At 58.5% G+C, this 22,867-nt stretch carries 26 protein-coding genes; 9 read left to right on the top strand and 17 right to left on the bottom strand.

Going from position 1 to position 22,867, the window contains the following annotated elements; translation table 11 throughout:
* Positions 1-90 precede the first annotated feature (90 nt).
* The 8 genes from KKO72_RS13015 to KKO72_RS12980 all read left to right on the top strand — a co-directional run bounded on the left by KKO72_RS13015 (position 91) and on the right by KKO72_RS12980 (position 11,651).
* The gene (locus KKO72_RS13015; protein ID WP_214938915.1) at positions 91-1,650 is read left to right on the top strand and encodes a carboxypeptidase M32; all 1,560 of its coding nucleotides are present in this window, start codon (positions 91-93) and stop codon (positions 1,648-1,650) included.
* 39 nt (positions 1,651-1,689) lie between these two features.
* Positions 1,690-2,220, top strand: a complete 531-nt coding sequence (locus KKO72_RS13010) for a molybdopterin-dependent oxidoreductase (RefSeq protein WP_251140636.1) — start codon at positions 1,690-1,692, stop codon at positions 2,218-2,220.
* Positions 2,221-2,235: 15 nt separating this feature from the next.
* On the top strand, positions 2,236-6,729 hold the full coding sequence (locus KKO72_RS13005; protein ID WP_214938912.1) for a response regulator: 4,494 nt from the start codon (positions 2,236-2,238) through the stop codon (positions 6,727-6,729).
* Between the two features lie 15 nt (positions 6,730-6,744).
* Complete coding sequence (locus KKO72_RS13000) at positions 6,745-7,968, top strand: two-component system response regulator (protein ID WP_214938910.1); 1,224 nt, start codon at positions 6,745-6,747, stop codon at positions 7,966-7,968.
* 52 nt (positions 7,969-8,020) lie between these two features.
* The gene (locus KKO72_RS12995) at positions 8,021-8,908 is read left to right on the top strand and encodes a LysR substrate-binding domain-containing protein (protein ID WP_214938907.1); all 888 of its coding nucleotides are present in this window, start codon (positions 8,021-8,023) and stop codon (positions 8,906-8,908) included.
* 165 nt (positions 8,909-9,073) lie between these two features.
* A complete protein-coding gene (locus tag KKO72_RS12990) occupies positions 9,074-10,576 on the top strand; it encodes an FAD-linked oxidase C-terminal domain-containing protein (RefSeq protein ID WP_214938893.1) in 1,503 nt (500 codons plus the stop codon).
* 9 nt (positions 10,577-10,585) lie between these two features.
* Positions 10,586-10,933, top strand: a complete 348-nt coding sequence (locus tag KKO72_RS12985) for a CidA/LrgA family protein (protein WP_214938890.1) — start codon at positions 10,586-10,588, stop codon at positions 10,931-10,933.
* Entirely contained in the window at positions 10,926-11,651 is a 726-nt protein-coding gene (locus tag KKO72_RS12980; protein ID WP_214938887.1) for an LrgB family protein, read from the top strand. Before KKO72_RS12985 ends, KKO72_RS12980 begins: the two co-directional genes overlap by 8 nt.
* A gap of 3 nt (positions 11,652-11,654) precedes the next feature.
* Here the strand turns inward: KKO72_RS12980 and ptsP are convergent, their stop codons facing one another.
* The 5 genes from ptsP to KKO72_RS12955 form a co-directional block, all read right to left on the bottom strand.
* Positions 11,655-13,433, bottom strand: coding sequence for a phosphoenolpyruvate--protein phosphotransferase (gene ptsP, locus KKO72_RS12975; RefSeq protein WP_214938884.1), 1,779 nt, complete (start codon positions 13,431-13,433; stop codon positions 11,655-11,657).
* A 20-nt stretch (positions 13,434-13,453) separates the two neighbouring features.
* Positions 13,454-13,723: an HPr family phosphocarrier protein gene (locus KKO72_RS12970; protein WP_214938881.1), complete on the bottom strand. Its 270-nt coding sequence runs from the start codon at positions 13,721-13,723 to the stop codon at positions 13,454-13,456.
* Positions 13,692-14,138 (bottom strand): PTS sugar transporter subunit IIA, encoded by a 447-nt coding sequence (locus KKO72_RS12965; RefSeq protein ID WP_078364567.1) that lies wholly within the window; start codon positions 14,136-14,138, stop codon positions 13,692-13,694. The genes KKO72_RS12970 and KKO72_RS12965 overlap by 32 nt, the downstream gene beginning before the upstream one ends.
* A gap of 110 nt (positions 14,139-14,248) precedes the next feature.
* Positions 14,249-14,953: a DUF4197 domain-containing protein gene (locus KKO72_RS12960; protein ID WP_214938878.1), complete on the bottom strand. Its 705-nt coding sequence runs from the start codon at positions 14,951-14,953 to the stop codon at positions 14,249-14,251.
* An 88-nt stretch (positions 14,954-15,041) separates the two neighbouring features.
* Positions 15,042-15,494, bottom strand: coding sequence for a cytochrome c (locus KKO72_RS12955; protein WP_214938875.1), 453 nt, complete (start codon positions 15,492-15,494; stop codon positions 15,042-15,044).
* Positions 15,495-15,579: 85 nt separating this feature from the next.
* On the opposite strand from KKO72_RS12955, the gene KKO72_RS12950 reads away from it, so the two are divergent.
* The gene (locus tag KKO72_RS12950; RefSeq protein ID WP_214938873.1) at positions 15,580-16,251 is read left to right on the top strand and encodes a cytochrome b/b6 domain-containing protein; all 672 of its coding nucleotides are present in this window, start codon (positions 15,580-15,582) and stop codon (positions 16,249-16,251) included.
* A 131-nt stretch (positions 16,252-16,382) separates the two neighbouring features.
* On the opposite strand, the gene rpsQ is transcribed toward KKO72_RS12950, so the two are convergent.
* The 12 genes from rpsQ to tuf all read right to left on the bottom strand — a co-directional run.
* The gene (rpsQ, locus tag KKO72_RS12945; protein ID WP_078364571.1) at positions 16,383-16,652 is read right to left on the bottom strand and encodes a 30S ribosomal protein S17; all 270 of its coding nucleotides are present in this window, start codon (positions 16,650-16,652) and stop codon (positions 16,383-16,385) included.
* A gap of 10 nt (positions 16,653-16,662) precedes the next feature.
* Positions 16,663-16,869 carry a 50S ribosomal protein L29 gene (rpmC, locus tag KKO72_RS12940; protein ID WP_214938871.1) on the bottom strand — a complete coding sequence of 69 codons (207 nt, stop codon included), beginning with the start codon at positions 16,867-16,869 and terminating at the stop codon, positions 16,663-16,665.
* A 15-nt stretch (positions 16,870-16,884) separates the two neighbouring features.
* Complete coding sequence (rplP, locus tag KKO72_RS12935) at positions 16,885-17,301, bottom strand: 50S ribosomal protein L16 (RefSeq protein ID WP_078364573.1); 417 nt, start codon at positions 17,299-17,301, stop codon at positions 16,885-16,887.
* A gap of 2 nt (positions 17,302-17,303) precedes the next feature.
* Positions 17,304-18,194 (bottom strand): 30S ribosomal protein S3, encoded by an 891-nt coding sequence (rpsC, locus tag KKO72_RS12930; protein ID WP_214938869.1) that lies wholly within the window; start codon positions 18,192-18,194, stop codon positions 17,304-17,306.
* Positions 18,195-18,210: 16 nt separating this feature from the next.
* The gene (gene rplV / locus KKO72_RS12925) at positions 18,211-18,540 is read right to left on the bottom strand and encodes a 50S ribosomal protein L22 (RefSeq protein WP_075585605.1); all 330 of its coding nucleotides are present in this window, start codon (positions 18,538-18,540) and stop codon (positions 18,211-18,213) included.
* Positions 18,541-18,550: 10 nt separating this feature from the next.
* Positions 18,551-18,829: a 30S ribosomal protein S19 gene (gene rpsS / locus KKO72_RS12920; protein WP_078364575.1), complete on the bottom strand. Its 279-nt coding sequence runs from the start codon at positions 18,827-18,829 to the stop codon at positions 18,551-18,553.
* Positions 18,830-18,839: 10 nt separating this feature from the next.
* Complete coding sequence (rplB, locus tag KKO72_RS12915) at positions 18,840-19,664, bottom strand: 50S ribosomal protein L2 (RefSeq protein WP_078364576.1); 825 nt, start codon at positions 19,662-19,664, stop codon at positions 18,840-18,842.
* 2 nt (positions 19,665-19,666) lie between these two features.
* Positions 19,667-19,996, bottom strand: a complete 330-nt coding sequence (gene rplW / locus KKO72_RS12910; protein WP_180125175.1) for a 50S ribosomal protein L23 — start codon at positions 19,994-19,996, stop codon at positions 19,667-19,669.
* Complete coding sequence (gene rplD / locus KKO72_RS12905; RefSeq protein WP_214938867.1) at positions 19,993-20,613, bottom strand: 50S ribosomal protein L4; 621 nt, start codon at positions 20,611-20,613, stop codon at positions 19,993-19,995. The genes rplW and rplD overlap by 4 nt, the downstream gene beginning before the upstream one ends.
* Positions 20,613-21,293 (bottom strand): 50S ribosomal protein L3, encoded by a 681-nt coding sequence (gene rplC, locus KKO72_RS12900; RefSeq protein WP_078366851.1) that lies wholly within the window; start codon positions 21,291-21,293, stop codon positions 20,613-20,615. Before rplC ends, rplD begins: the two co-directional genes overlap by 1 nt.
* A gap of 175 nt (positions 21,294-21,468) precedes the next feature.
* Positions 21,469-21,783, bottom strand: a complete 315-nt coding sequence (gene rpsJ, locus KKO72_RS12895) for a 30S ribosomal protein S10 (RefSeq protein WP_028250951.1) — start codon at positions 21,781-21,783, stop codon at positions 21,469-21,471.
* Between the two features lie 12 nt (positions 21,784-21,795).
* A partial coding sequence (tuf, locus tag KKO72_RS12890) for an elongation factor Tu (RefSeq protein ID WP_214938192.1) occupies positions 21,796-22,867 on the bottom strand: 1,072 nt, incomplete at its 5' end.

Raw genomic sequence — 22,867 nt, 5'->3', positions numbered from 1 at the left:
TGCCAGGCCAAGTTCGCAGCAGACCCGGTGCCAAAATGTCACCACCGCTCGCGGTCCGTTCGCCGCACTCAACCTCAGGATACCCACGCTATGAACACCCCCGCCTACACCGCCCTGACCCACACCTTCACCCGCCTGTACCGTTTGGGCCACCTGGGCGCCCTGGCCGGCTGGGACCAGGCGGCGATGATGCCGCCCAAAGGCAACGCAGCCAGCGGTGCAGCGCTGGCAGAATTACAGGTGGTGATGCACCAGATGTTGGCTGATGTGCGTTTGCCCGGTCTGCTGCAAAGTGCCAGCGCCGAGCCCCTGGACGCGCTGCAGCAGGCCAACCTGCACGAGATGCGGCGCGACTGGACCTTGAGCACCTGTTTACCCGAGCGCCTGGTGCAGGCCCAGAGTCTGGCCACATCCCGCTGTGAACATGCCTGGCGCAGCCAGCGCCAGAACAACGACTGGACCGGTTTTCTGGGTAACTTCCGCGAGGTGGTGAACAACGCGCGGGAAGAAGCACAGATCCTGTCCCAGGCCCAAGGCATCAGCCCCTTTGATGCGCTGATGGACAAGTACGAGCCTGGCAGCCGCAGCACCGACATCGACACCCTGTTTGATGATGTCAAAACCTGGTTGCCCGACTTGGTGCAACAGGTGTTGGCCAAACAGGCTGGTGAGCCTGTGTTGGCACCAGTTGGCCCCTTCCCCGTCGAACAACAGCGGGCGCTGGGGGTCGATCTCATGGGGCTGCTCGGTTTTGACTTTGCCGCAGGGCGGCTGGATGTGTCCGCCCACCCGTTTTGCGGCGGTGTGCCCGAGGATGTACGCATCACCACCCGCTACACCGAGGCCGACTTCATGCGCAGCATGATGGGCGTCGTGCACGAAACCGGCCACGCGCGTTACGAGCAGAATCTGCCCACAGACACCCGTCACCTGCCGGTCGGCCGGGCTCGTTCGATGGGTATCCATGAGAGCCAAAGCCTGCTGTTCGAGATGCAACTGGGCCGTAGTGCCGCGTTTCTGCAACACATCGCACCACGCATTGCCCAACACCTGGGCTACCAGGTCGCCTTTGAGGCAGACAACCTGGCTCGCCTCTACACCCGGGTGCAGCCAGGCTTGATCCGGGTGGACGCGGACGAACTGACCTATCCGGCCCATGTCATCCTGCGTTATGAGATTGAGCGGGATCTGATCAACGGTCTGATGGCGCCCGAGGACATTCCGGCCCACTGGGATCAGAAAATGGCGCAGTACCTCGGTCTGGACACACGCGGCAATTTCAAAGACGGCTGCCTGCAGGACATCCACTGGCCCAGCGGCAGCTTTGGTTATTTCCCTAGCTACACGCTTGGTGCCATGTATGCCGCGCAGTTTTTTGCTTGCATCCGACGCGCCCACCCCGACCTGGACACACGGGTGGCAACAGGCGATCTGTCTCCGATCTTTGACTGGCTGCAACAACACATCTGGCAACAGGCCAGCCGCTGGCCGACCCAGGACCTGGTGCAACAAGCCACCGGCGAAATACTCAACCCACAGCACTTTCGCTCGCATCTGGAACAGCGTTATCTGTTGCGCGCAACGCCCGTCCTGCCGCCCTCAGACGGGGGTGGAACGGCACAACAAGCACGCAGCGTCCTGAACAGGTGAGCGATACACTTCCAGCGACAAACTTCAATAGGGATGGCCATGAATCTCTTGCGGATCTTCAAACAATTCACCCGGTCCATTCCGCTTGTGTTGGGGCTGATGTGTCTGCTGGGGACGCTGTCCTGTGCACAAGCACTTGAGAAACCAGGTGACAAGGTGGTGCTGACCCTTTCCGGTCAGATCAGCCAAGTGAACGAGGGTAAAACCGCCGTGTTCAGCCTGCCAATGCTGAGCCGATTGCCGCAACGCACCGTGTTCACCAAGTCACCCTGGTACCCGGCGGGCGCCGAATTCACCGGCCCGCTGCTGCGCGATGTGGTGCGTGCTGTGGGTGGCCAAGGCCAAACCATCACAGCGTATGCACTGAACGACTACAAGACCGAGATCCCCTTGGAGGACGCCCTCAAATACGACGTGATCCTGGCCCGCCTGATGAATGGCCAACCCATGGCTGTGCGCGACAAAGGGCCCTTGTTTGTGGTTTACCCGTTTGACGCCGTCGCCGAGCTGAGAACCCAGGTGTATTACAACCGCTCGGCGTGGCAAGTGAACCGCCTGCACATCCACTGAGGCAGCACAAGCACCATGGGCAGCGCACTGATGAAACGCAACAAGCTGCTTCTGCTCCTGGTTGCGGGCCTGGCGACGCTGTATGTCGCGATCGCGGTCTTACAGGTGCGCCAGACCGACAGCCTGCAGCGTGTCATGCTGCGCAATGACCGTGAAGCCTTGTGGACCTTCCTGCAACTCGAAAGTGAGTATCTGCGCTTCAGCAACGCCCTGGATCTGCGCCTGCTGGACCCGAAAAGCCTGCCCGCCGACACCTTGCAGCTGCGTTTTGACATCTTCGTCAGCCGGGTCAATGCGCTGGACGGCACCGGCATGCGTGAACTGATCGGGGATGCAGCCTCCTTCGACGAAGACAAGACCCTGATCCGACAATTTGTCCAACATGCCGACGCTGTGCTGTCGGCCTCATCTGCCAACACACCCAAAGTGCTGCAAGAACTGAGGCGTGAGCTCGACACCCTCAAAACACCGATCCGGGAGCTGTCGATCCGTGCCGGCCAGACCTCGGCCTTGCTGGTGGATGCCCGCACCAAAGAGATCAAGACACAGCTGCAGGTGTCCGTGGCCTTGACGGCTTTTTTGTGTGTACTCACTCTATTGTTTGCGCTGGCGATGCTGCGCCAGCACCGTCGCCGTATCGCGGCACAGGCACTGAACCTGCAGGGTCAGATGGCACTGGCCAGTCTGACGGCACGCCAGGAGAAAGACGCCGCACTTCGGGTGGTGCAGGACGAGTTGCACGAAATCACCGAGGCCCTGCCCCTGGCCATTTTCAGGGCGCGCCGCGACCCGGCGGGCCACCTGGTTTTGACCTACCTGAGCCATCAGATTGAGGCACTGTGGGGTGAGACCGCACAGGTCATGCTCGACGACGTCAGCTTGTTCATCCGCCGGGGTCACCCAGAGGACATGCGTGCACTCAAGCGCTGCATTGACGCCTCGGCCGACACCTTGGCACCCTGCAGCCAGGATCTGCGCATCCAGCACGCACCCGATCAGTGGCACTGGGTCAACTTGGCGGCCTCCCCCAAGCGACAGGACGATGGCAGCATCCTCTGGACCGGCTTCATCCAGAGCATTGATGCCCTCAAACAACGTGACGACAAAGTGCAGGAGGTGCTGGCACAGCAAACTGTCCTGTTTGACAACATCCCCTCGGGCCTGGTGTTTTCTGCCGACGGTCTGATCCGGCAAATCAACACCGGTTTTGCGGGCATGGTTGGTGCCCCGCCCGCCGACCTGATCAACCACAGTGCGGCCTTCCTGTTTGGCAGCCGCGAGGCACAAGATGCTTTTAACGCCCGCGTGGTGCCGCAGCTTAATGAGGGGCTTCGAGTGGTCGAAGAAGGTGTTTACCACCGCTTTGACGGCACCCCGTTCCATGCCCGGCTGGCGGGTCGCCGGGTGACTGTCCGCGGCTTTGACCGTGCCACAATCTGGGTGGTGGAGGACATCAGCGAACGCCAACAGATGGCGTCGCAGCTGGCCAACCAGGCCAGGTTCCAGAGTGCACTGATCGACACCATTCCCTACCCGGTGTTTTACAAAGGCGCCGATACCCGCTTTTTGGGGGTCAACCGTGCCTATGAGGAATACATGGGCATCCAGCGCGACAGCCTGCTGGGCAAACGCGTGTTGGATCTGGACTACCTGCCGCAAGCAGACCGCGCCACCTACCAGGCCGAGGATGAAGCCACCATTGCCCAATGCAGCCGGGTGCAGCGCGAAATGTTGATCCCGTTTGCCGATGGCCGCCTGCACGAGACCCTGTATTTTGTGGCGGGTTTTGCAGATGCAGACGGCACACCGGCCGGTCTGGTGGGCACCTTTGTTGACATGGCCGAACAAAAAGCCGCCGAACGAGCCATCACCGAAGCCGCCCAGGAACAGAAGGTGATTTTTGAGGCCGTCAGCCTGGGTGTGCTGCTCACCGTCCAACGCCAGATCAAACGCTGCAACAGCGCGATGGAGACCATGTTTGGGTATGCGCCGGGTGCTTTGCTGGGGCAATCTACCGAAGTGCTCTACAGCGACTCCAGCGCCTTTGAGCAGATCGGCCAGTTGGCCTATGCCGCGATTGAACAGGGTGAGCTGGCGTTTTATGAGGCGCAGTACCGGCGCCGTGATGGCAGCCTGTTCTGGGCCAGCGTCCATGGTCGGGCACTGGACATGGCACACCCGGACTGGGGTTGCGTCTGGGTTTTTGAAGACATCACCCCAAAGAAACTAGCGGCCCAGGAACTGCAGCGCGCCAAAGAGGCGGCCGACGCCGCCAGTCTGGCCAAGGGCAACTTCCTGGCCAACATGAGCCACGAAATCCGCACCCCGATGAACGCAATCATCGGCATGTCGCACCTGGCCCTGAAAACCGAGCTGACACCACGCCAGCACGACTACGTCAGCAAAATCCAGCAAGCGGGCCAGCAACTGCTGGGCATCATCAACGACATCCTGGACTTCTCCAAGGTCGAGGCTGGCATGCTGACGGTGGAACAGATCCCGTTCGAGCTGGACAAGGTCTTGCAGAACGTGGCCACCGTCATCGTCGACCGGGCCAGTGCCAAAGGGCTGGAGATCATTTGCGAGGTCGCCCCCGACGTGCCCCAGAACCTGATCGGCGACCCGCTGCGCCTGGGGCAGGTGCTGATCAACTACGCCAACAACGCGATCAAGTTCACCGAACACGGCGACATCAGCATCGTGGTGCGCCTGGCAGACGGGGCATCCACGCCCGGCTTGCTGCGCTTTGAGGTGCGAGACACCGGCATAGGCCTGACCCAGGAGCAGATCGGTCGCCTGTTCCAAAGCTTCCAGCAGGCCGACAGCTCCACCACCCGCAAATATGGCGGCACCGGCCTGGGCCTGGCCATCAGCAAAAACCTGGCCGAGCTGATGGGTGGCACTGTGGGGGTGGACAGCACACCTGGCGTGGGCTCCACCTTCTGGTTCACCGCCCGTTTGGGTCTGGGAGAGGCCAAACCGCGCCTGCATTTGTCACGGCTCGACCTGCAGCGCCAGCGCATCCTGGTGGTGGATGACAACGAACACGCAGCCCATGTGCTGAGTGATCTGCTGGGCTCATTCGGTTTTGTGGTCGAGACCGTCCTGAGTGGTGCCGCAGCCATCGAATACATCACGCAGAAAGCCAGCCATCAACAAGGCTTTGACTTTGTTTTGCTCGACTGGCAGATGCCCGGCATGGACGGAGTGGAAACCGCCCGCCGCATCCAGAACCTGGGGCTGGCCACCTCACCACACCTGGTGATCGTGACAGCGTATGGCCGCGAAGAGGTGATACGCAGCGCCCACGACGTGGGCATTGACGACATCCTGGTCAAACCGGTGGGTGCCTCGCTGTTGTTTGACACCATGCTGCGCCTGTTGGGTCACAACACCAACCAAGCCGGGTTGACGCCTGCAGCCCACAACAGCGCCGCCCTGGATGCGCAACTCGCCCCGTTGCGCGGCGCACGCATCCTCGTGGTGGAGGACAACGAGCTGAACCAGCAAATTGCCTTGGAGTTGCTCGGTGATGCCGGTTTTGCGGTGGACCTGGCCGGAGACGGTCAAATCGCCCTGACCATGCTGGCCCAGATGCAGCAAGTCGGCAGCCCGTATGACCTGGTCCTGATGGACATGCAGATGCCGGTGATGGACGGTCTTCAGGCCACCCTCGAGATCCGCAAGAACCCCAGCCACGCCGATCTGCCCGTGGTGGCGATGACGGCCAACGCCATGGAAGACGACCGCCAGCGCTGCCTGACTGCGGGCATGAACGACTTTGTCACCAAACCGATTGAGCCGCTGGATCTGTGGCGGGCGCTGCTGCGCTGGATTCGCCCACGCGAGGGCCTGGGCCAGCCGGTGACCCAGCCGCGCCAAACCTGGACGCCCACCACGCAGGACGAAGAGATTCCGCCACAGATTCCAGGTCTGGACCTGCGTCTGGGGCTGCGCCATACCATGGGCAAAAAACCTTTGTACCTGAGCCTGCTGCGCCGCTTTGTGCGTGGCCAGCAAGCTGGCCTGCGGCCGATTGAGCAGGCTCTGGAGGCCGGTGACACCATCGCCGCCGAACGGCTGGCGCACACCCTCAAAGGACTGGCTGGCAACATTGGCGCCAGCGCACTGCAGGTGGCCATGGAGAAGGTGGAAACCGCTGTTCGCGAGAAAGCGCCGCAGACCACCCTGCACAGCCTGCTGGCCCCCGCAGCAGACCTGTTGACAGATCTTCTGGCCCAGATCCAGACCCACCTGCCTGAGCCAGATGTCCCGCCAGCGAGCATCGCGGTGAACCCGGCACAACGCCAGGTGATTTGCCAACAGCTACAAGCCCTTCTGGCTTACGATGACCCGCAAGCAATTGAGCTGCTGCGGGACCACGCACCTTTGCTCCAAGCGACATTGGGGGCCAGTTATCACACCATCAGAGCCGCCGTGGAAGATTTCGACTTTGAAGAAGCCCTGCGAGTCCTGACATCTGCTACTCAGGCCAAACTCTCTCTTTGACAACAACCGATGACCATGAACAAATCTGTCCACACGGGAAAACCCACCATTCTGGTGGTGGATGACACCCCCGAAAACCTGACGCTGATGTCCACCCTGTTGAAAGACAGCTACCAGGTCCGGGCTGCCAACCATGGCGAGCGGGCGCTCAAGATTGCGTTCTCAGACCAGCCGCCAGACCTGATTCTGCTCGACATCATGATGCCCGACATCGACGGCTACGAGGTCTGCCGCCAGCTCAAGGCCCAGACGGCCACCCGCGACATCCCGATCATCTTCCTGACCGCCCGCTCGGACATGGAGGACGAACAAAAGGGCCTGGCGCTCGGTGCGGTCGACTACATCACCAAACCCATCAACCCGCCCATCGTGCTGGCGCGGGTGGCGGCGCAACTCTCCCTCAAGGCCCGCACCGATTTCCTGCGTGAAAGAAACGACTTTTTGCTGGAGAAAAACGACTACCTGAGGGAAAAAAACGACTTCCTGCACGACAAGAATGCGTTTCTGGAGCACGAGGTGGCCCGGCGCACCGAAGAAGTCACCGCGATTCAGGACGTGACCATTCTGGCCATGGCCTCACTCGCCGAAACCCGCGACTCCGAGACCGGCAACCACATCCGGCGCACCCAGAACTATGTCAAGGCCTTGGCCGAAAACCTCAAAACCCACCCGCGTTTTGCCCACTTTCTGACCGACCACAACATCCAGATGTTGTTCAAGTCGGCCCCCTTGCACGACATTGGCAAGGTCGGCATCCCGGACCGCATCCTGCTCAAACCGGGCCGTTTCACGCCCGAAGAGTTCGAGATCATGAAAACCCATACCACCCTGGGGCGTGATGCCATCGCCCACGCCGAGGCCTCGCTCGGCACCCGGGTTGAGTTCCTCACCATGGCCAAGGACATCGCCCTGTTCCACCAGGAAAAATGGGACGGCAGCGGTTACCCGGCCGGTTTGCAGGGGGACGCCATTCCGATCTCGGCGCGCCTGATGGCCGTGGCCGATGTGTATGACGCCTTGATCAGCCGCCGCGTGTACAAGGAAGGTATGCCGCATGAGCGCGCGGTCGAGATCATCGAGCAGGGGCGTGGCAAACACTTCGACCCAGACCTGGTGGACTGCTTTCTGAGCATCCAGGGTGAATTCCAGGCGATTGCCTTGCGGTATGCCGATTCCGACATCGACATGCACAAGAAGTCGATCTACCTCAGCTTGGCATCAGCCAGCACGGCGAGCTGACAGAGGCCCTGTGGCGCCGCCTGGGTAACGCGGCGCCTGCCACAATGCAGGCATGTCTGCCGCCCGCATTCCCCCTGTCCAATGCCTGCTGACCTTTGAGGCGCTGGCGCGCCTGCGCAGTGTGACCCAGACCGCTGAGGAGCTGTGTGTCACCCCCAGCGCAGTGAGCCACCGTGTCAAACAGCTCGAGCAGATCATTGGCACCAAGCTGTTTGGCCGGGCCGATTTTTCGCTGACCATCGAAGGGGTGGAGTACCTGGCGCATGTGCGCGAAGGGCTGGCGATGCTGCAGCGTTTTCCAAGCTCGGCCATGGCACCAGGCAAACGCAAGCTGCGCCTGGCGGTGACTCCCACTTTTGCCCGCTCGATCCTGATCCCGCGCCTGCGCCAATTCACCGAGGCCTACCCTGAGATTGACCTGACGCTGCAGGTCTCGATCCCGCTGCTGGACGTGGTGGCCGAAGACGCCGACCTGACGATTCGTTTTGGCGCCGGCCGTTACGCCGACATGGAGTACACCTGCCTGACCAAGGACGATGTCACCCCGCTGGCCTCCCCCGCCTATGTGCGTGAACACGGGCCGTTCGAGGTGGCGCAGGACCTGGCGGGTGAGACCCTGCTGCGCAGCCCACTGGAGCCCTGGCGCACCTGGTTTGCAGCGAACGGCCTGGACTGGCCCGAGCCGGTGGACGGCTCCCAGTTCAACGACATCGGCCTGATGTGTGACGGCGCCGCCGCTGGCATGGGTATCGGCCTGATCCGCCTGAAACTGGCCCAGCCCTGGCTCGACAACGGCTCCTTGGTGCGCCTGGGTCACAGCCCTGTGTTCAGCGCCAACGTGCCCAGCCCCCACGCGCATTACCTGTGCTGGCGCACCGGCATGATGGACCGTTGGGAATGCGCCGCCTTTGCCGAATGGTTAAAAACCAGCCCGGCCTGAGTTGGATGCAAAAAGTGCCTCCAGCCCTTATATATAAAGGGGTAACAGCTATGTTTGTCAGAGTGTTTTTTATTTCAAGCGCTGTTGCAAAAATCATCACACCCCAGGCGCGCACAAGGGTTTAGAGTCACCCCCCTGACCACACAGCTCTGCCAAAGCACCGCCATGAACAGTCCCGTTGCTGCCATCAACACCACACCACTACAAAGATCAGAGCGACAAGCCCAGGTTGTCAAAGGGCTACAAGCCGATTTGCCACCACACGCCTTGCTCTGGCAGGCCGAAGACACCACCCCCTACGAATGTGATGGCCTGACCGCCTACCGCCAGCGCCCGCTGGTGGTGGCGCTGCCCGAGAACGAGGCTCAGGTGCAAGCCGTGCTGCGCACCTGCCACCGCCTGGGCGTACCGGTGGTGGCGCGTGGTGCGGGCACGGGTCTGTCCGGCGGCGCCTTGCCCCATGCGCTGGGCGTGACGCTGTCGCTGGCCAGGTTCAACAAGATCCTCAAGATCGACCCCAAGGCCCGCACCGCCACCGTGCAATGCGGGGTGCGCAACCTGGCCATCAGCGAAGCGGTGGCTGGGCTGGGCCTGTATTACGCGCCCGACCCGTCGAGCCAGATCGCCTGCACCATCGGCGGCAATGTGGCTGAAAACTCGGGCGGTGTGCACTGCCTCAAATATGGCCTGACGCTGCACAACGTGCTCAAAGTCAAAGGTTTCACTGTCGCTGGCGAGGAACTCACCCTGGGTTCCGACGCGCTGGACAACCCCGGTCTGGACCTGCTGAGTGTGGTGATTGGCTCCGAGGGCATGCTCGCGGTGGTGACCGAAGTCACCGTCAAACTCATCCCCAAACCGCAGTTGGCACGCTGCATCATGGCCAGTTTTGACGACATGCGCAAAGCCGGTGACGCGGTCGCCAGCCTGATTGGTGCAGGCATCATCCCAGCCGGGCTGGAGATGATGGACAAACCCATGACCGCTGCAGTCGAAGATTTTGTGCACGCCGGCTACGACCTGACGGCCGAGGCGATTCTGCTGTGTGAGAGCGACGGCACACCCGAAGAAGTCGAGGAAGACATTGGCCGCATGAGTGATGTGCTGCGCGGCTGTGGCGCCACCGCGATTGCGGTGAGCCGCGACGAGGCCGAGCGCCTGCGTTTCTGGAGCGGGCGCAAAAACGCCTTCCCCGCCAGCGGGCGCATCAGCCCGGACTACATGTGTATGGACAGCACCATCCCACGCAAACGCCTGGCCGATCTGCTGCTGGCGATCCAGGAGATGGAAAAACGCTATGGCCTGCGCTGTGCCAACGTCTTCCATGCGGGTGACGGCAACCTGCACCCACTCATCATGTTCGACGCCAACGACCCCGACCAATTGCGCCGCTGTGAGCTGTTTGGTGCCGAAATCCTAGAAACCAGCGTCGCCATGGGTGGCACGGTAACCGGGGAGCACGGCGTTGGTGTCGAGAAGCTCAACAGCATGTGTGTGCAGTTCAGTGCTGAAGAAAACGAGCAGATGTTTGGTGTCAAACGTGCGTTTGATCCGCCCGGCCTGCTCAACCCCGGCAAGGTCATCCCGACCCTGCAACGCTGCGCCGAGTACGGCAAGATGCTGGTGCGCAACGGCCAGCTCAGTCATCCCACCCTATCACGTTTTTAATAGCAAACTATGCAAGCAATACAAGGGCTAGCATGGCTTTTGGCCATGCAATCGCTGGGGGAACTGTTGTCCCGTGGTTTCCATCTTCCCATTCCCGGACCGGTGATCGGCATGTTGCTGTTGCTGTTGGCCCTGCGCTGGCCAGCAGTACGTTTGCCGGTAGCCAGCTGCGCCGGTTTTTTGTTGTCCCACCTGTCTCTTCTGTTTGTGCCAGTGGGGGTGGGGGTGATGACACATCTGGGGCTGCTGGCTCAGTTTGGGGTGCGTATGCTGGTGGTGATTGTGTTGTCGACCTGGATCGGCCTGGCAGCCACCGCGTTGGTCTTGCGGTATGTCCGGAGTGCCAGCGATGCCTAAGTTTGTGGAGCTCTGGATCTACCTCTCAGCCACACCGCTGTTTGGCTTGACCGCCACACTGGTGGTCTACGTACTGGCCCAAGCGGTCTACGCTCGCCTGGACCAGGCGGCGTGGGCCAACCCGGTGTTGTGGTCGGTGATTGTGCTGGCCTGCCTGCTGACCCTGACCGGGGAGGACTACCAAACCTACTTCTCGGGCGCGCAGTTCATCCATTTCCTGCTGGGCCCGGCGGTGGTGGCGCTGGCCTGGCCGCTGTGGGAGCGCCGCACCGAGCTGCTGCTGCGCTGGCGAGCGCTGTTGCTGGCGGCCCTGGTCGGTGGTGCGGCAGCCAGCAGCTCAGCACTGGCTTTGGGCTGGGCGCTGGGTCTGCCCCATGATGTGGTGCTTTCACTCGCGCCCAAGTCGGTGACCTCGCCGGTGGCGATGGGCATTGCCGACAAGATCGGCGGTATTCCGGCGCTGGCGGCGGTGTTTACCGTGATCACAGGTATGGTGGGCGCCCTGAGTGGCAAGGCCTTGCTGAGCTGGCTGAAAGTGCCGCCCACAGCACACGGCTGGATGTCGCAGGGGTTTGCCTTGGGAACGGCAGCACACGGCATTGGCGCCGCTCGTGCCTTGCAGGTCAACGCCGATGCTGGAGCCTATGCCGGACTGGCACTGGGCTTGCAGGCGGTGCTGGCTTCGTTGCTGATACCGCTGCTGTTCTGGCTGTTTTGAACCTCAGACGCGCTGGTTGAGGCGCCGGGCGGGTTCGTCATCCGCCAGAATCGCTTGCGCCCAAGGGGTGAGCTTGCTGGTGTCGGCACGCAACACCTCTTGCTTGACCGCCAGAATCTGCGCCGGATGCATCGAAAAACTGCGCAAGCCAAAACCCAGCAGCAGCTTGGTCAAGCTGATGTCTCCTGCCATTTCGCCACAGACGCTCACCGTCTTGCCCTGCAACCGCCCCTCTTCGATGGTGCTGGCCACCAGCCGCAACACGGCCGGGTGCAAGGGGTCGTAGAGATGAGCCACCGACTCGTCGGCACGGTCGATAGCCAGGGTGTACTGGATCAGGTCGTTGGTGCCGATGGACAAAAAATCAAAGTACTTCAGGAACACCTTGAGTGTCAAGGCGGCGGCCGGGATCTCGATCATGGCGCCAATTTTCACGTGGCCATAACTCACACCCCGGTTGTCCAGCTGCACCCGGGCATGGTCGATCAAGGACATGGTCTGGCGGATTTCACTGGCATGCACCAGCATCGGAATCAGTAAATGCACCGGGCCATGCACTGCGGCCCGCAAAATGGCGCGCAGCTGGGTCAAGAACATGGCCGGTTCGGACAGGCTCCAACGGATGGCGCGTAAACCCAGCGCCGGATTGAGGTGACCGATGTCGCGCGCGGTGTCGTCCAGCGGTTTGTCGGCACCAATGTCGACCGTGCGGATGGTGACCGGCAGGCCTTGCATGCCTTCGATGGCGCGCCGGTAGGCCTGGTACTGCTCCTCTTCGTTGGGCAACTTGCCGTGGCGGCCCATGAACAGGAATTCACTGCGAAACAGGCCAACCCCCATCGCCCCGGCCTGAACTGCGGCAGCCGCGTCGTCGGGCATCTCGATATTGGCCAGCAGCTCGACTTTCTGGCCATCCAGCGTGACAGCTGGGGTGTGGCGCAAACGTGCCAGGCGGCCCCGGGCCAGTTCACCCTGGCGCTGTTTAAAACCGTATTCCGCCAAGATGATGGGCGAGGGATCAATCACCGCCACACCCGCATCCCCGTCTACGATGACCCAGTCGTCCTGGCGGATCAACTGACTCGACAAACGTGCACCCACCACCGCCGGGATGTCCAGACTGCGCGCCACAATCGCGGTGTGCGAGGTCTTGCCACCCACATCGGTGATGAACCCGGCAAAAATGCTCTGCTTGAACTGCAGCATGTCGGCCGGTGACAGGTCATGCGCCACCAGAATCAGGGGTACATCGACCGTGTCGTCCAGCAGCAGGTCTTGCTGCGAGGCTTTGCGCCCACCACGCCCGAGCGGCTGGATCAACGGAGAGGAAATACCCCGCATGGCGCGCAAGATACGCTCGGTGATCTGCTCTAGGTCGGACTTGCGCTCACGCAGGTACTCGTCCTCCATCTCGTCAAATTGGCGGCCCACCACCTCCAGCTGGCTGGTCAGCGCCCATTCGGCGTTGTAGAGCCGGTCTTTGATCCAGTGTTTGACACCTTGTGTCAGCTGCTCGTCTTGCAGCAGCATCAAGTGCACTTCCAGCAGGGCAGCCAGTTCGTGTGGCGTGTCCTTGGGCCCCATTTGGCCAATGCTGGTCTGCAACCGGTGGATTTCCGCAATCACCGCATCACGACCATCACGTACCCGGTTGATTTCGGCAGCGACCTGCGTTGGTTCGATGAAGTAATGGGCGACGTCCAGTCGGCTCGAGGCCACCAGCACCGCACGCCCGATGGCGATGCCCCGTGCGACTGGCAATCCATGGATGGCAAACGTCATAGGTGGGACACCTGGGTCATTTATTCACCTTCGCCGAATTTGTCATTGATCAGGGCCAACAGCGCGTCCATGGCCTCTTGCTCACGTTCCCCGCTGGTTTCTACGCCAACCTCCACCCCCAGCCCGGCCGCCAGCATCATGACACCCATGATGCTTTTTGCGTTGACACGGCGGTCACCGCGTGACATCCAGACTTCACACGGAAAGCTGCCCGCCAACTTGGTCAATTTGGCCGAGGCTCGGGCATGTAAACCCAGTTTATTGCTGATAGTCGTGGTCGTTTTGATCATGTGGTCTTCGTTTTTGATTCTGCGGTGCGGTCACGGCCACCTGCATCACACCTTGTGTCCCGCCAGCCAAAACCCGCGCCACCAAGGCATCCATGGCTTCCTGTCGGTAGGTCACGGCCCGCAACAACATGGGCAAATTGACACCGGTGATGAGTTTGGAGTTCACACCATCGGCCATTTTCTGAGCAATATTGCAGGGCGTGGCACCAAACAGGTCGGTCAGGATCAAGGTACTCGGTGTGTTGAGCAGCGAGAGTGTCATCCGCGCCGCAGCCAGTGTCTCATCCGTGGGCATGTTGGGCTGGACATCAAACACAGCCAGCGACGTCGCCGCGTCTGGAAACACATGCAACACACATTGGCGCAAAGCACTCGCGAGGGGCGCATGGGCAATGATGAAGATACCGTTGTTCATAAGATGAAGAGGCGCCGGGTGTGCAGCGATGTGCGATGTGGGTCCTGCTTGTAACAGTATGGGTGTGATTATGGCGTTGTCGCAGGTGTGTCTGGGTCGGCTGCACAGGGCTATTTCATCGCACCAAAAACCCTCTGCAACACGGCGTTGCCGGTGCCAACGGGGTCTTGCCGGATTTTCTTCTCTTCTTCCCCGATCATGAAATAGAGACCATCCAGCGTTTTACCTGTCACATACCGCTCCAGACTGACCTCATCCCCTTTGAGCAAACCGAAACTGGCGGCTTGGCTGGCAATGCGGTTGTATTTGTCGGCCAGTCTGACCTGCTGGGTGGTTTTCTTGACCATCGGCAGTAACTTGTCGGCCAACTGCGCCCTGGTTTTGTCGGCAAAAAACTGCGTCACCGATGTCTCGCCACCGACCAGAACATTTTTGGCGTCCTGAACACCCATGGACTTAACAGCACCGACCAATACATCGCGGGCCAGCGGCACGGCGGCTTCTGCCGCGTGGTTCATGGCCGCAGCGAGCTCATCCAGTCTGTCGCCCTGCCTCAGTCGACGCAACAATCGAGAGGCGTCTTCCAAATACCCAGGCAAAGGAATGCGAACCTTGTCATTGCCCAAAAACCCGTTGTGCCGCCCCAGAGAATCGATGGCAAATCGCACACCTTTCTCAAGCGCGGCCTTCACACCCTGTGTCGCTTGTGTGCTGCTGACATCGCTCAGGGTCAACGCCTGGCCCGTCTTTGGAAAAGCACACCACATGGCTGCGGTGTACGCAACACTGAGACGGCTGAAATGCCGACGATTCATTGGCTCAACCTCACAAAAGGGGCGTCATGGGGCCGCAATCCATCCCAGCAGTGACCCCGTCCGGGCTGCAGCTTGCCCTGCAAGTGAATCACTTGTTTCTGAAATCGTCGTGGCACGACTTGCAGGTGCCACCCGTAGCATTCACAGCTGCCTTGATGCTATCCAGGTTGCCAGATTTGGCTGCCACGCTGAGTTTGGCCATTTCAGTCTGAAGCTTGTTGGCATAGTCATCAAATTTTGCTTTGTTGGCCCAGATCTCAGGTTTGGCCTTGCTCTCGCCTTTGTCCATACCAGGACCAAAGCCAGCCCAGGGTAATTTGGCCATGAAGTCAGCCACAGCAGCACTGTCAGCAGCGACCTTGGCGTCAAACGGGATTTTCCCGGCAGCCATACCCGCAACACGACCAAAGTTTTGCTGCATGACAAACAGAGAACTCTGGCGGTATTTGATAGCGTCTTCCACCTTGGCGAACTGTGCCGAGGCCGGGACCATCACACAGGCAGCGACCGCTGCCAGAACAAAAGTACGTAGCTTTTTCATCCCATTGCTCCAAGAGTTAAACTAAATCTGACCATCTTCATTCTAGGGTTTTCCTAGCTGAATCGCGTCGACAAGGATTGCTGAGATGTCTAAGAAATTTGTAGTTCGTGTATGGGATGCACCCACCCGTTTGTTCCACTGGACGCTAACCGTGTGTGTAGTCGCGGCAGTGATCACCGCGCAAATTGGGGGAGCGGCGATGGATTGGCACTTCCGGCTCGGTTATGCCATTCTGACCTTGCTGATGTTCCGACTGATTTGGGGTTTGGTCGGTGGCCGTTGGTCACGCTTCAGCGCCTTCCTTTACCGCCCTGGACAGGTCTTGGCGCACCTCAAGGGTCAAACAGATCCTCAGCATGCTGTCGGACACAACCCTCTGGGTGCCCTGTCCGTTTTTGCATTAATGGGTTTTTTGACAATTCAACTGGTCTCTGGCATGTTCAGTGACGACGAGATTTCGGCAACAGGACCCTTGGCGTCCTTGGCCTCGTCAACCTGGGTGTCCAATGCCACGTATTACCATGCCGAAGTCGGTAAACTGATCTTGATCGTCTTGGTCACACTTCATGTGATTGCGATTGCCCTGTATTTTCTGAAAAAGCGGGAGAATCTGGTGCGCCCCATGGTCACCGGAGACAAAACCCTGGAGTACGCTGCCCCAGCCTCGGAAGACCATGCCCAAAGTCGGATCAAAGCCGCACTCATCGTGACAGTGTGTGCGCTGGTTGTTTGGGCTTTTGTACGCTGGATGGGGTGACCAAAGACTCACCTTAGCGCGGCGAACGGCTGCAACCGGACTTGATACCCAGGTATTTCTCAAACAAAAAAAGGCCCACAGAGTGGGCCTTTTCTAGTGAAGCGCGCTGACAGCAACGCTTTTGAAAACACTTAAACGATAGCTGCTTTCTGCACCAAGCGGGTCGCGACCCAGTTCTTGGTCTTTGAAATCGGCCGGCTTTCAGTGATCTCAATCGTATCGCCCAACTTGAACTCACCTTTTTCATCGTGAGCGTGGTATTTGCTGGACTTGCCAACAATCTTGCCATACAGCTCATGCTTGACGCGGCGTTCAATCAGAACGGTCACTGTCTTGGCACGTTTGTCGCTGACGACCTTGCCAATCAAGGTGCGCTTGAGGGATGTTTTAGCTTCCGTCATTTATCGCTCCTTATTTGGCGGATGTGTCAGCAGCCAGCTTCTCAACCAGAATGGTCTTGGCGCGGGCAATATCACGACGCGCAATGCGAATCGTGGCTGTGTTGTTGAGTTGTTGCGTGGCCTTTTGCATGCGAAGACCAAAGTGCGCTTTTTGCAACTCTTTGATTTCAGATTTCAAACCGGCAACATCTTTTTGGCGTAATTCAGTCGTTTTCATATCATTTGCTCCTGATTACTGACCGATCATGCGGGCCACAAAAGTGGTGCGCAAAGGCAGCTTGGCGGCAGCCAAACGAAACGCCTCACGAGCCAACTCTTCTGTCACACCGACAATCTCAAAAACGATCTTGCCGGGTTGAATTTCAGCCACGTAGTATTCAGGGTTACCTTTACCGTTACCCATACGCACTTCGGCAGGCTTCTGGGAAATTGGCTTGTCAGGAAACACCCGAATCCAGATACGTCCGCCACGCTTCACGTGACGGGAAATCGCACGACGAGCGGCTTCGATCTGACGCGCTGTCAAACGACCACGATCAGTACATTTCAGACCAAAGTCACCAAATGCGACCGAGCTGCCTCGGGTCGCAATACCGGTGTTACGGCCTTTTTGCTCTTTGCGGTATTTGCGACGAGCGGGTTGCAACATAGTTATTCTCCTTTACCGTCAGCTGCTGCAGCTGGCGCGGCTACCTTGCGGACGCGCTGAACGGCGGGTTTGTTGGCGTCGGCACCAGCGGCCTCAGCGGGTTTGTCACTGCCATCAGCAGGTGCGTTGTTGCCACCCAGCGGACGACGTGCGCCACGAGATGCCGGACGGTCTGCACCAGGACGGCCAGAACGGTCATCGCGACGGGGGCCACGAGGACGGCGTTCTTCTTCCGTACGCTGTTCAGCTGCTGGCAGATCGTTGCGACCCAAGGTATCACCCTTGTAGACCCAGACCTTCACACCAATCACACCGTAGGTGGTCTTGGCTTCGGAGGTACCGTAGTCGATGTCAGCACGCAAGGTGTGAAGCGGAACGCGACCTTCGCGGTACCACTCGCAACGAGCAATTTCAATACCATTCAGACGGCCAGACGACATGATCTTGATGCCCAAGGCGCCTAAGCGCATGGCATTTTGCATGGCACGCTTCATGGCCCGACGGAACATGATGCGTTTTTCGAGCTGTTGCGTGATCGAGTCAGCAATCAACTTGGCATCGATTTCGGGCTTGCGCACTTCTTCGATGTTGACCGCAACTGGAACACCCAATTGGCGACCGAGGTCGCGCTTCAGGTTTTCAATGTCCTCACCCTTTTTACCGATCACCACACCCGGACGTGCCGAGAAAATGGTGATACGGGCGTTCTTGGCAGGACGCTCGATCAGAACGCGAGAAACGGAGGCGTTCTTGAGTTTGGCTTTCAGGTACTCGCGCACCTTGATATCTTCAGCCAGCATGCCCGCGAAATCACGGTCATTGGCGTACCAGCGAGATGACCAGTTGCGGCTAACCGACAGCCGAAAGCCGGTTGGATGGATTTTTTGTCCCATAACTTCCTGGCCTCTTTCAGTTACCAACCGTCACGTACACATGGCACGTGGGTTTTCTGATTTGATTGCCACGGCCTTTTGCGCGGGCCGTGAAGCGCCTGAGCGATGCGCCTTGTTCGACGTAGATGGTTTTCACCTTCAATTCGTCGATATCAGCGCCATCGTTGTGTTCAGCGTTGGCAATGGCAGACTCCAGAACCTTCTTGATGATCACGGCAGCTTTTTTCTGCGTGAACTGCAAGATGTTCAAGGCCTGATCCACTTTTTTGCCGCGAATCAAGTCCGCGACCAAGCGACCTTTGTCAACAGACAAACGAACGCCACGAAGGGTTGCACGTGTTTCCATGGTCGCCTCCTTATTTCTTCTGGACTTTTTTGTCCGCAGGGTGACCCTTGAAAGTACGGGTCAGAGCGAACTCACCCAACTTGTGGCCAACCATTTGGTCAGTGATATAGACAGGCACATGCTGCTTGCCATTGTGCACAGCGATGGTCAAGCCGATGAATTCGGGCAGTACCATCGAGCGCCGCGACCAGGTTTTGATCGGCTTTTTGTCTTTGGTAGCCACGGCCTTTTCGGTCTTGGCTACCAGGTGATGGTCGACAAAGGGACCTTTTTTGAGAGAACGAGTCATTACCTACCCCTTACTTCTTGCGACGCGACACGATCATGACCTGCGTGCGCTTGTTGTTACGGGTACGGTATCCCTTGGTCAGATTACCCCAAGGATCGACTGGATGACGACCTTCACCGGTCTTGCCTTCGCCGCCGCCGTGCGGGTGATCCACAGGATTCATCACCACACCGCGAACGGTCGGGCGAATACCCATCCAGCGCTTGACACCGGCTTTGCCGAGCTGACGCAGACTGTGTTCTTCATTGGCAACCTGACCCAAAGTGGCACGGCATTCGATGTGGATCTTGCGAACCTCACCCGAGCGCATGCGAACTTGAGCATAAGTGCCTTCACGAGCCAGCAAAGTTGCGGATGCACCTGCCGAGCGAACGACCTGGGCACCCTTGCCAACTTGCAGTTCAATGCAATGCACCACCGAACCGACCGGAATGTTCCGAATCGGCAAGGTGTTGCCAACACGAATCGGCGCTTCCGCACCACTCATGATGGACGCACCAACTTCCAGGCCACGTGGCGCAATGATGTAACGACGTTCACCGTCTGCATAACACACCAAAGCGATGTGCGCGGAGCGGTTTGGATCGTACTCAATACGTTCAACCTTGGCGGCGATGCCATCCTTATTACGCAAGAAATCAACAACGCGGTAATGATGCTTGTGACCACCACCCTTGTGACGGGTCGTGATGTGACCATTGTTGTTACGGCCAGCATGCTGGAACTGAGGCTCCAACAAAGCTGCATGTGGTGCACCCTTATGCAGGTGATCACGCGAAATCTTCACCACGCCACGACGGCCTGGAGAAGTGGGTTTCATTTTGATAACAGCCATGATTACGCAGCCTCCCCACCAAGGTTAATTTCTTGACCCGGCTTAAGCATCACGTAGGCTTTGCGAACATTGTCACGACGCCCAACAGACTTGCCAAAACGCTTGGTCTTACCCTTGGTGTTCACCACAGACACGCCCTTGACTTCTACCTTGAACATCAATTCCACAGCGGCCTTGATTTCGTACTTGGTAGCGTCTTGGAGCACCTTGAAGGTCACAGCATTGCTCTTTTCTGCAACCATCGTGGCCTTTTCAGACACGATTGGCGCAACGAGAACCTGCATCAAACGACCTTCGTCAAATTTTTGATTGGGGTTATTAGCATGGCTCATGCGAACATCTCCTGCAATTTACCCATAGCCGCCTTGGTCACCAATACCTTGCGGTAGTGAACCAGCGATACCGGATCAGCATAGCGAGGCTCAACCACGAGGACATTCACCAGATTGCGCGAAGCAAGGTAAAGGTTTTCATCAACTTCGTCAGCAATTACCAACACCGAGTCAAGGTTCATCGCCTTGAATTTAGCAGCCAGTGCTTTGGTCTTGGGAGACTCAACGGTCAACGAATCAACCACAGCCAGACGACCTTCGCGCGCGAGTTGCGAAAAAATCGAGGCCATACCTGCACGGTACATTTTCTTGTTGATCTTCTGAGCAAAGTTTTCGTCAGGCATATTCGGAAAAATCCGACCACCGCCACGCCACAACGGCGATGACGTCATACCCGCACGAGCACGACCCGTACCTTTTTGTTTAAAAGGCTTCTTGGTAGAGTGACGGACTTGCTCACGATCCTTTTGAGCACGAGTGCCTTGACGAGCATTAGCCTGAAATGCAACAACAACCTGGTGAACCAGATCTTCGTTGTACGCACGACCAAACACAGTCTCCGGCGCATCCACAGTGGATGCCACTTGACCTTGATCATTAAGGAGTTCGATCTGCATCAGTTCGCCCCTTTCGATTCAACGGCTTTTGCTTTGATGGCGGGACGCACGGTCACAAAACCACCAGCAGAACCCGGGATAGCACCCTTGATCAGCAACAACTGACGGGACTCATCAACCCGGACAATATCCAGATTTTGCGTTGTCACCAGATCAACCCCAAGGTGACCGGTCATGCGTTTACCAGGAAACACCCGACCCGGATCTTGAGCCATACCAATGGACCCAGGAACATTGTGCGAACGGCTGTTACCGTGAGACGCGCGCTGCGAACTCATGTGGTGCCGCTTGATGGTGCCGGCGTAGCCTTTACCAATCGTGGTGCCCTGGATGTCCACCTTTTGACCGACTGCAAAAACAGCGGAAACAGGAACAACCGCACCAGCCTGATAGGCTGCCGCAGCCTCAGAAGTCACACGGAATTCGCGAATGATTTCACCAGCCTCAACACCCGCCTTGGCAAGGTGTCCGGCGATCGGCTTGTTGACACGAGAGGCTTTTCTCGCACCAAATGTCACTTGCAAAGCAACATAGCCATCGTTCTCTTGGGTTTTGACTTGAGTCACCCGGTTGTTAGACACATCGATCACAGTGACGGGAATCGCATTCCCATCATCTGTAAACAGGCGCATCATGCCAACCTTGCGACCAAGCAATCCTAAGTGATTGCTTAGACTCATTGTTTTCTCCATAACTCTCACCAGACCCACTTCAATTGGCGAGTCTGTTTGTTCGTGAAAGAGGGTTGATAAAAATCTGCGGGCTGACCTTTACAAGACAGCCAAAACAGAACCAGCGAGTATAAACACAAATCATCGCTTACGCAAGCAAATCCGTCCTCGCCGGAAATTGCAATTATTGCAATTTGATCTCGACATCCACACCTGCAGGCAAATCCAGCTTCATCAAAGCATCAACCGTCTTGTCCGTCGGATCCACAATATCCATCAGGCGTTGATGGGTGCGAATTTCGAACTGGTCACGACTGGTTTTGTTGACGTGAGGTGAACGCAAAATATCAAAACGCTTCATGCGGGTTGGCAAAGGCACAGGGCCTTTGACAATCGCACCTGTGCGTTTGGCGGTGTCCACAATTTCAGCGGCCGATTGGTCAATCAGCTTGTAATCAAACGCCTTCAGGCGAATGCGGATTTTTTGTTTCGTTGCCATGATGTTCCCCTATTAAGCAAGAATCTTGGCAACCACACCGGCGCCCACAGTCTTACCACCTTCGCGGATAGCAAAGCGCAGGCCTTCTTCCATAGCGATGGGGGCAATCAACTTCACGGTGATCGACACGTTGTCACCAGGCATCACCATTTCTTTGCCTTCTGGCAGTTCAATAGCGCCGGTCACGTCAGTTGTACGGAAGTAGAACTGGGGACGGTAGTTGCTGAAGAACGGGGTATGACGACCGCCTTCATCCTTGGACAACACATAGACTTCACCGGTGAAGTGGGTGTGCGGCTTGATCGAACCCGGCTTGCACAGCACTTGACCGCGTTGCACGTCTTCGCGCTTGGTACCGCGCAGCAAGATGCCGACGTTGTCGCCCGCTTGACCTTGATCGAGCAGTTTGCGGAACATTTCAACACCGGTGCAGGTGGTCTTTTGGGTGTCATGGATGCCGACGATTTCGATTTCTTCGCCGACTTTGATGATGCCGCGTTCGATACGACCGGTCACCACGGTACCACGACCCGAGATGGAGAACACGTCTTCCACGGGCATCAGGAAGGCGCCGTCCACAGCGCGTTCAGGCGTAGGGATGTAGCTGTCCAGTGCGTCAGCGAGTTTGAAGATGGAGCCTTCACCGAGGTCACCCTTGTCGCCTTCCATGGCGAGCTTGGCAGAACCATGGATGATGGGGGTGTCGTCGCCCGGGAAGTCATACTTGTCCAGGAGTTCGCGCACTTCCATTTCAACGAGTTCGAGCAGTTCGGCATCATCCACCATGTCGCACTTGTTCAGATAGACGATGATGTAAGGCACACCCACCTGGCGAGCCAACAGGATGTGCTCGCGGGTCTGAGGCATGGGGCCGTCAGCAGCAGAACACACCAGGATGGCGCCGTCCATTTGAGCTGCGCCGGTGATCATGTTTTTCACATAGTCAGCGTGTCCAGGGCAATCCACGTGGGCGTAGTGACGAGCTGCGGTTTCGTACTCAACATGAGCGGTGTTGATGGTGATACCACGGGCCTTTTCTTCGGGCGCTGCGTCAATCTGGTCATACGCCTTGGCTTGACCACCA

The sequence above is a fragment of the Rhodoferax sp. U11-2br genome, from assembly GCF_018619435.1.
Classification (GTDB): Bacteria; Pseudomonadota; Gammaproteobacteria; order Burkholderiales; family Burkholderiaceae_C; genus Rhodoferax.
Note: the sequence above shows the minus strand (reverse complement) of the source record. Positions and strands in the feature narration are given on the sequence as shown.

What these genes read in the sequence shown, in the direction of transcription:
- KKO72_RS13015 (WP_214938915.1), top strand. Translation starts at nt 91, where the DNA reads ATGAACACCCCCGCCTACACCGCCCTGACCCACACCTTCACCCGCCTG.
- KKO72_RS13010 (WP_251140636.1), top strand. Translation starts at nt 1,690, where the DNA reads ATGAATCTCTTGCGGATCTTCAAACAATTCACCCGGTCCATTCCGCTT.
- KKO72_RS13005 (WP_214938912.1), top strand. Translation starts at nt 2,236, where the DNA reads ATGGGCAGCGCACTGATGAAACGCAACAAGCTGCTTCTGCTCCTGGTT.
- KKO72_RS13000 (WP_214938910.1), top strand. Translation starts at nt 6,745, where the DNA reads ATGAACAAATCTGTCCACACGGGAAAACCCACCATTCTGGTGGTGGAT.
- KKO72_RS12995 (WP_214938907.1), top strand. Translation starts at nt 8,021, where the DNA reads ATGTCTGCCGCCCGCATTCCCCCTGTCCAATGCCTGCTGACCTTTGAG.
- KKO72_RS12990 (WP_214938893.1), top strand. Translation starts at nt 9,074, where the DNA reads ATGAACAGTCCCGTTGCTGCCATCAACACCACACCACTACAAAGATCA.
- KKO72_RS12985 (WP_214938890.1), top strand. Translation starts at nt 10,586, where the DNA reads ATGCAAGCAATACAAGGGCTAGCATGGCTTTTGGCCATGCAATCGCTG.
- KKO72_RS12980 (WP_214938887.1), top strand. Translation starts at nt 10,926, where the DNA reads ATGCCTAAGTTTGTGGAGCTCTGGATCTACCTCTCAGCCACACCGCTG.
- ptsP (WP_214938884.1), bottom strand. Translation starts at nt 13,433, where the DNA reads ATGACGTTTGCCATCCATGGATTGCCAGTCGCACGGGGCATCGCCATC.
- KKO72_RS12970 (WP_214938881.1), bottom strand. Translation starts at nt 13,723, where the DNA reads ATGATCAAAACGACCACGACTATCAGCAATAAACTGGGTTTACATGCC.
- KKO72_RS12965 (WP_078364567.1), bottom strand. Translation starts at nt 14,138, where the DNA reads ATGAACAACGGTATCTTCATCATTGCCCATGCGCCCCTCGCGAGTGCT.
- KKO72_RS12960 (WP_214938878.1), bottom strand. Translation starts at nt 14,953, where the DNA reads ATGAATCGTCGGCATTTCAGCCGTCTCAGTGTTGCGTACACCGCAGCC.
- KKO72_RS12955 (WP_214938875.1), bottom strand. Translation starts at nt 15,494, where the DNA reads ATGAAAAAGCTACGTACTTTTGTTCTGGCAGCGGTCGCTGCCTGTGTG.
- KKO72_RS12950 (WP_214938873.1), top strand. Translation starts at nt 15,580, where the DNA reads ATGTCTAAGAAATTTGTAGTTCGTGTATGGGATGCACCCACCCGTTTG.
- rpsQ (WP_078364571.1), bottom strand. Translation starts at nt 16,652, where the DNA reads ATGACGGAAGCTAAAACATCCCTCAAGCGCACCTTGATTGGCAAGGTC.
- rpmC (WP_214938871.1), bottom strand. Translation starts at nt 16,869, where the DNA reads ATGAAAACGACTGAATTACGCCAAAAAGATGTTGCCGGTTTGAAATCT.
- rplP (WP_078364573.1), bottom strand. Translation starts at nt 17,301, where the DNA reads ATGTTGCAACCCGCTCGTCGCAAATACCGCAAAGAGCAAAAAGGCCGT.
- rpsC (WP_214938869.1), bottom strand. Translation starts at nt 18,194, where the DNA reads ATGGGACAAAAAATCCATCCAACCGGCTTTCGGCTGTCGGTTAGCCGC.
- rplV (WP_075585605.1), bottom strand. Translation starts at nt 18,540, where the DNA reads ATGGAAACACGTGCAACCCTTCGTGGCGTTCGTTTGTCTGTTGACAAA.
- rpsS (WP_078364575.1), bottom strand. Translation starts at nt 18,829, where the DNA reads ATGACTCGTTCTCTCAAAAAAGGTCCCTTTGTCGACCATCACCTGGTA.
- rplB (WP_078364576.1), bottom strand. Translation starts at nt 19,664, where the DNA reads ATGGCTGTTATCAAAATGAAACCCACTTCTCCAGGCCGTCGTGGCGTG.
- rplW (WP_180125175.1), bottom strand. Translation starts at nt 19,996, where the DNA reads ATGAGCCATGCTAATAACCCCAATCAAAAATTTGACGAAGGTCGTTTG.
- rplD (WP_214938867.1), bottom strand. Translation starts at nt 20,613, where the DNA reads ATGCAGATCGAACTCCTTAATGATCAAGGTCAAGTGGCATCCACTGTG.
- rplC (WP_078366851.1), bottom strand. Translation starts at nt 21,293, where the DNA reads ATGAGTCTAAGCAATCACTTAGGATTGCTTGGTCGCAAGGTTGGCATG.
- rpsJ (WP_028250951.1), bottom strand. Translation starts at nt 21,783, where the DNA reads ATGGCAACGAAACAAAAAATCCGCATTCGCCTGAAGGCGTTTGATTAC.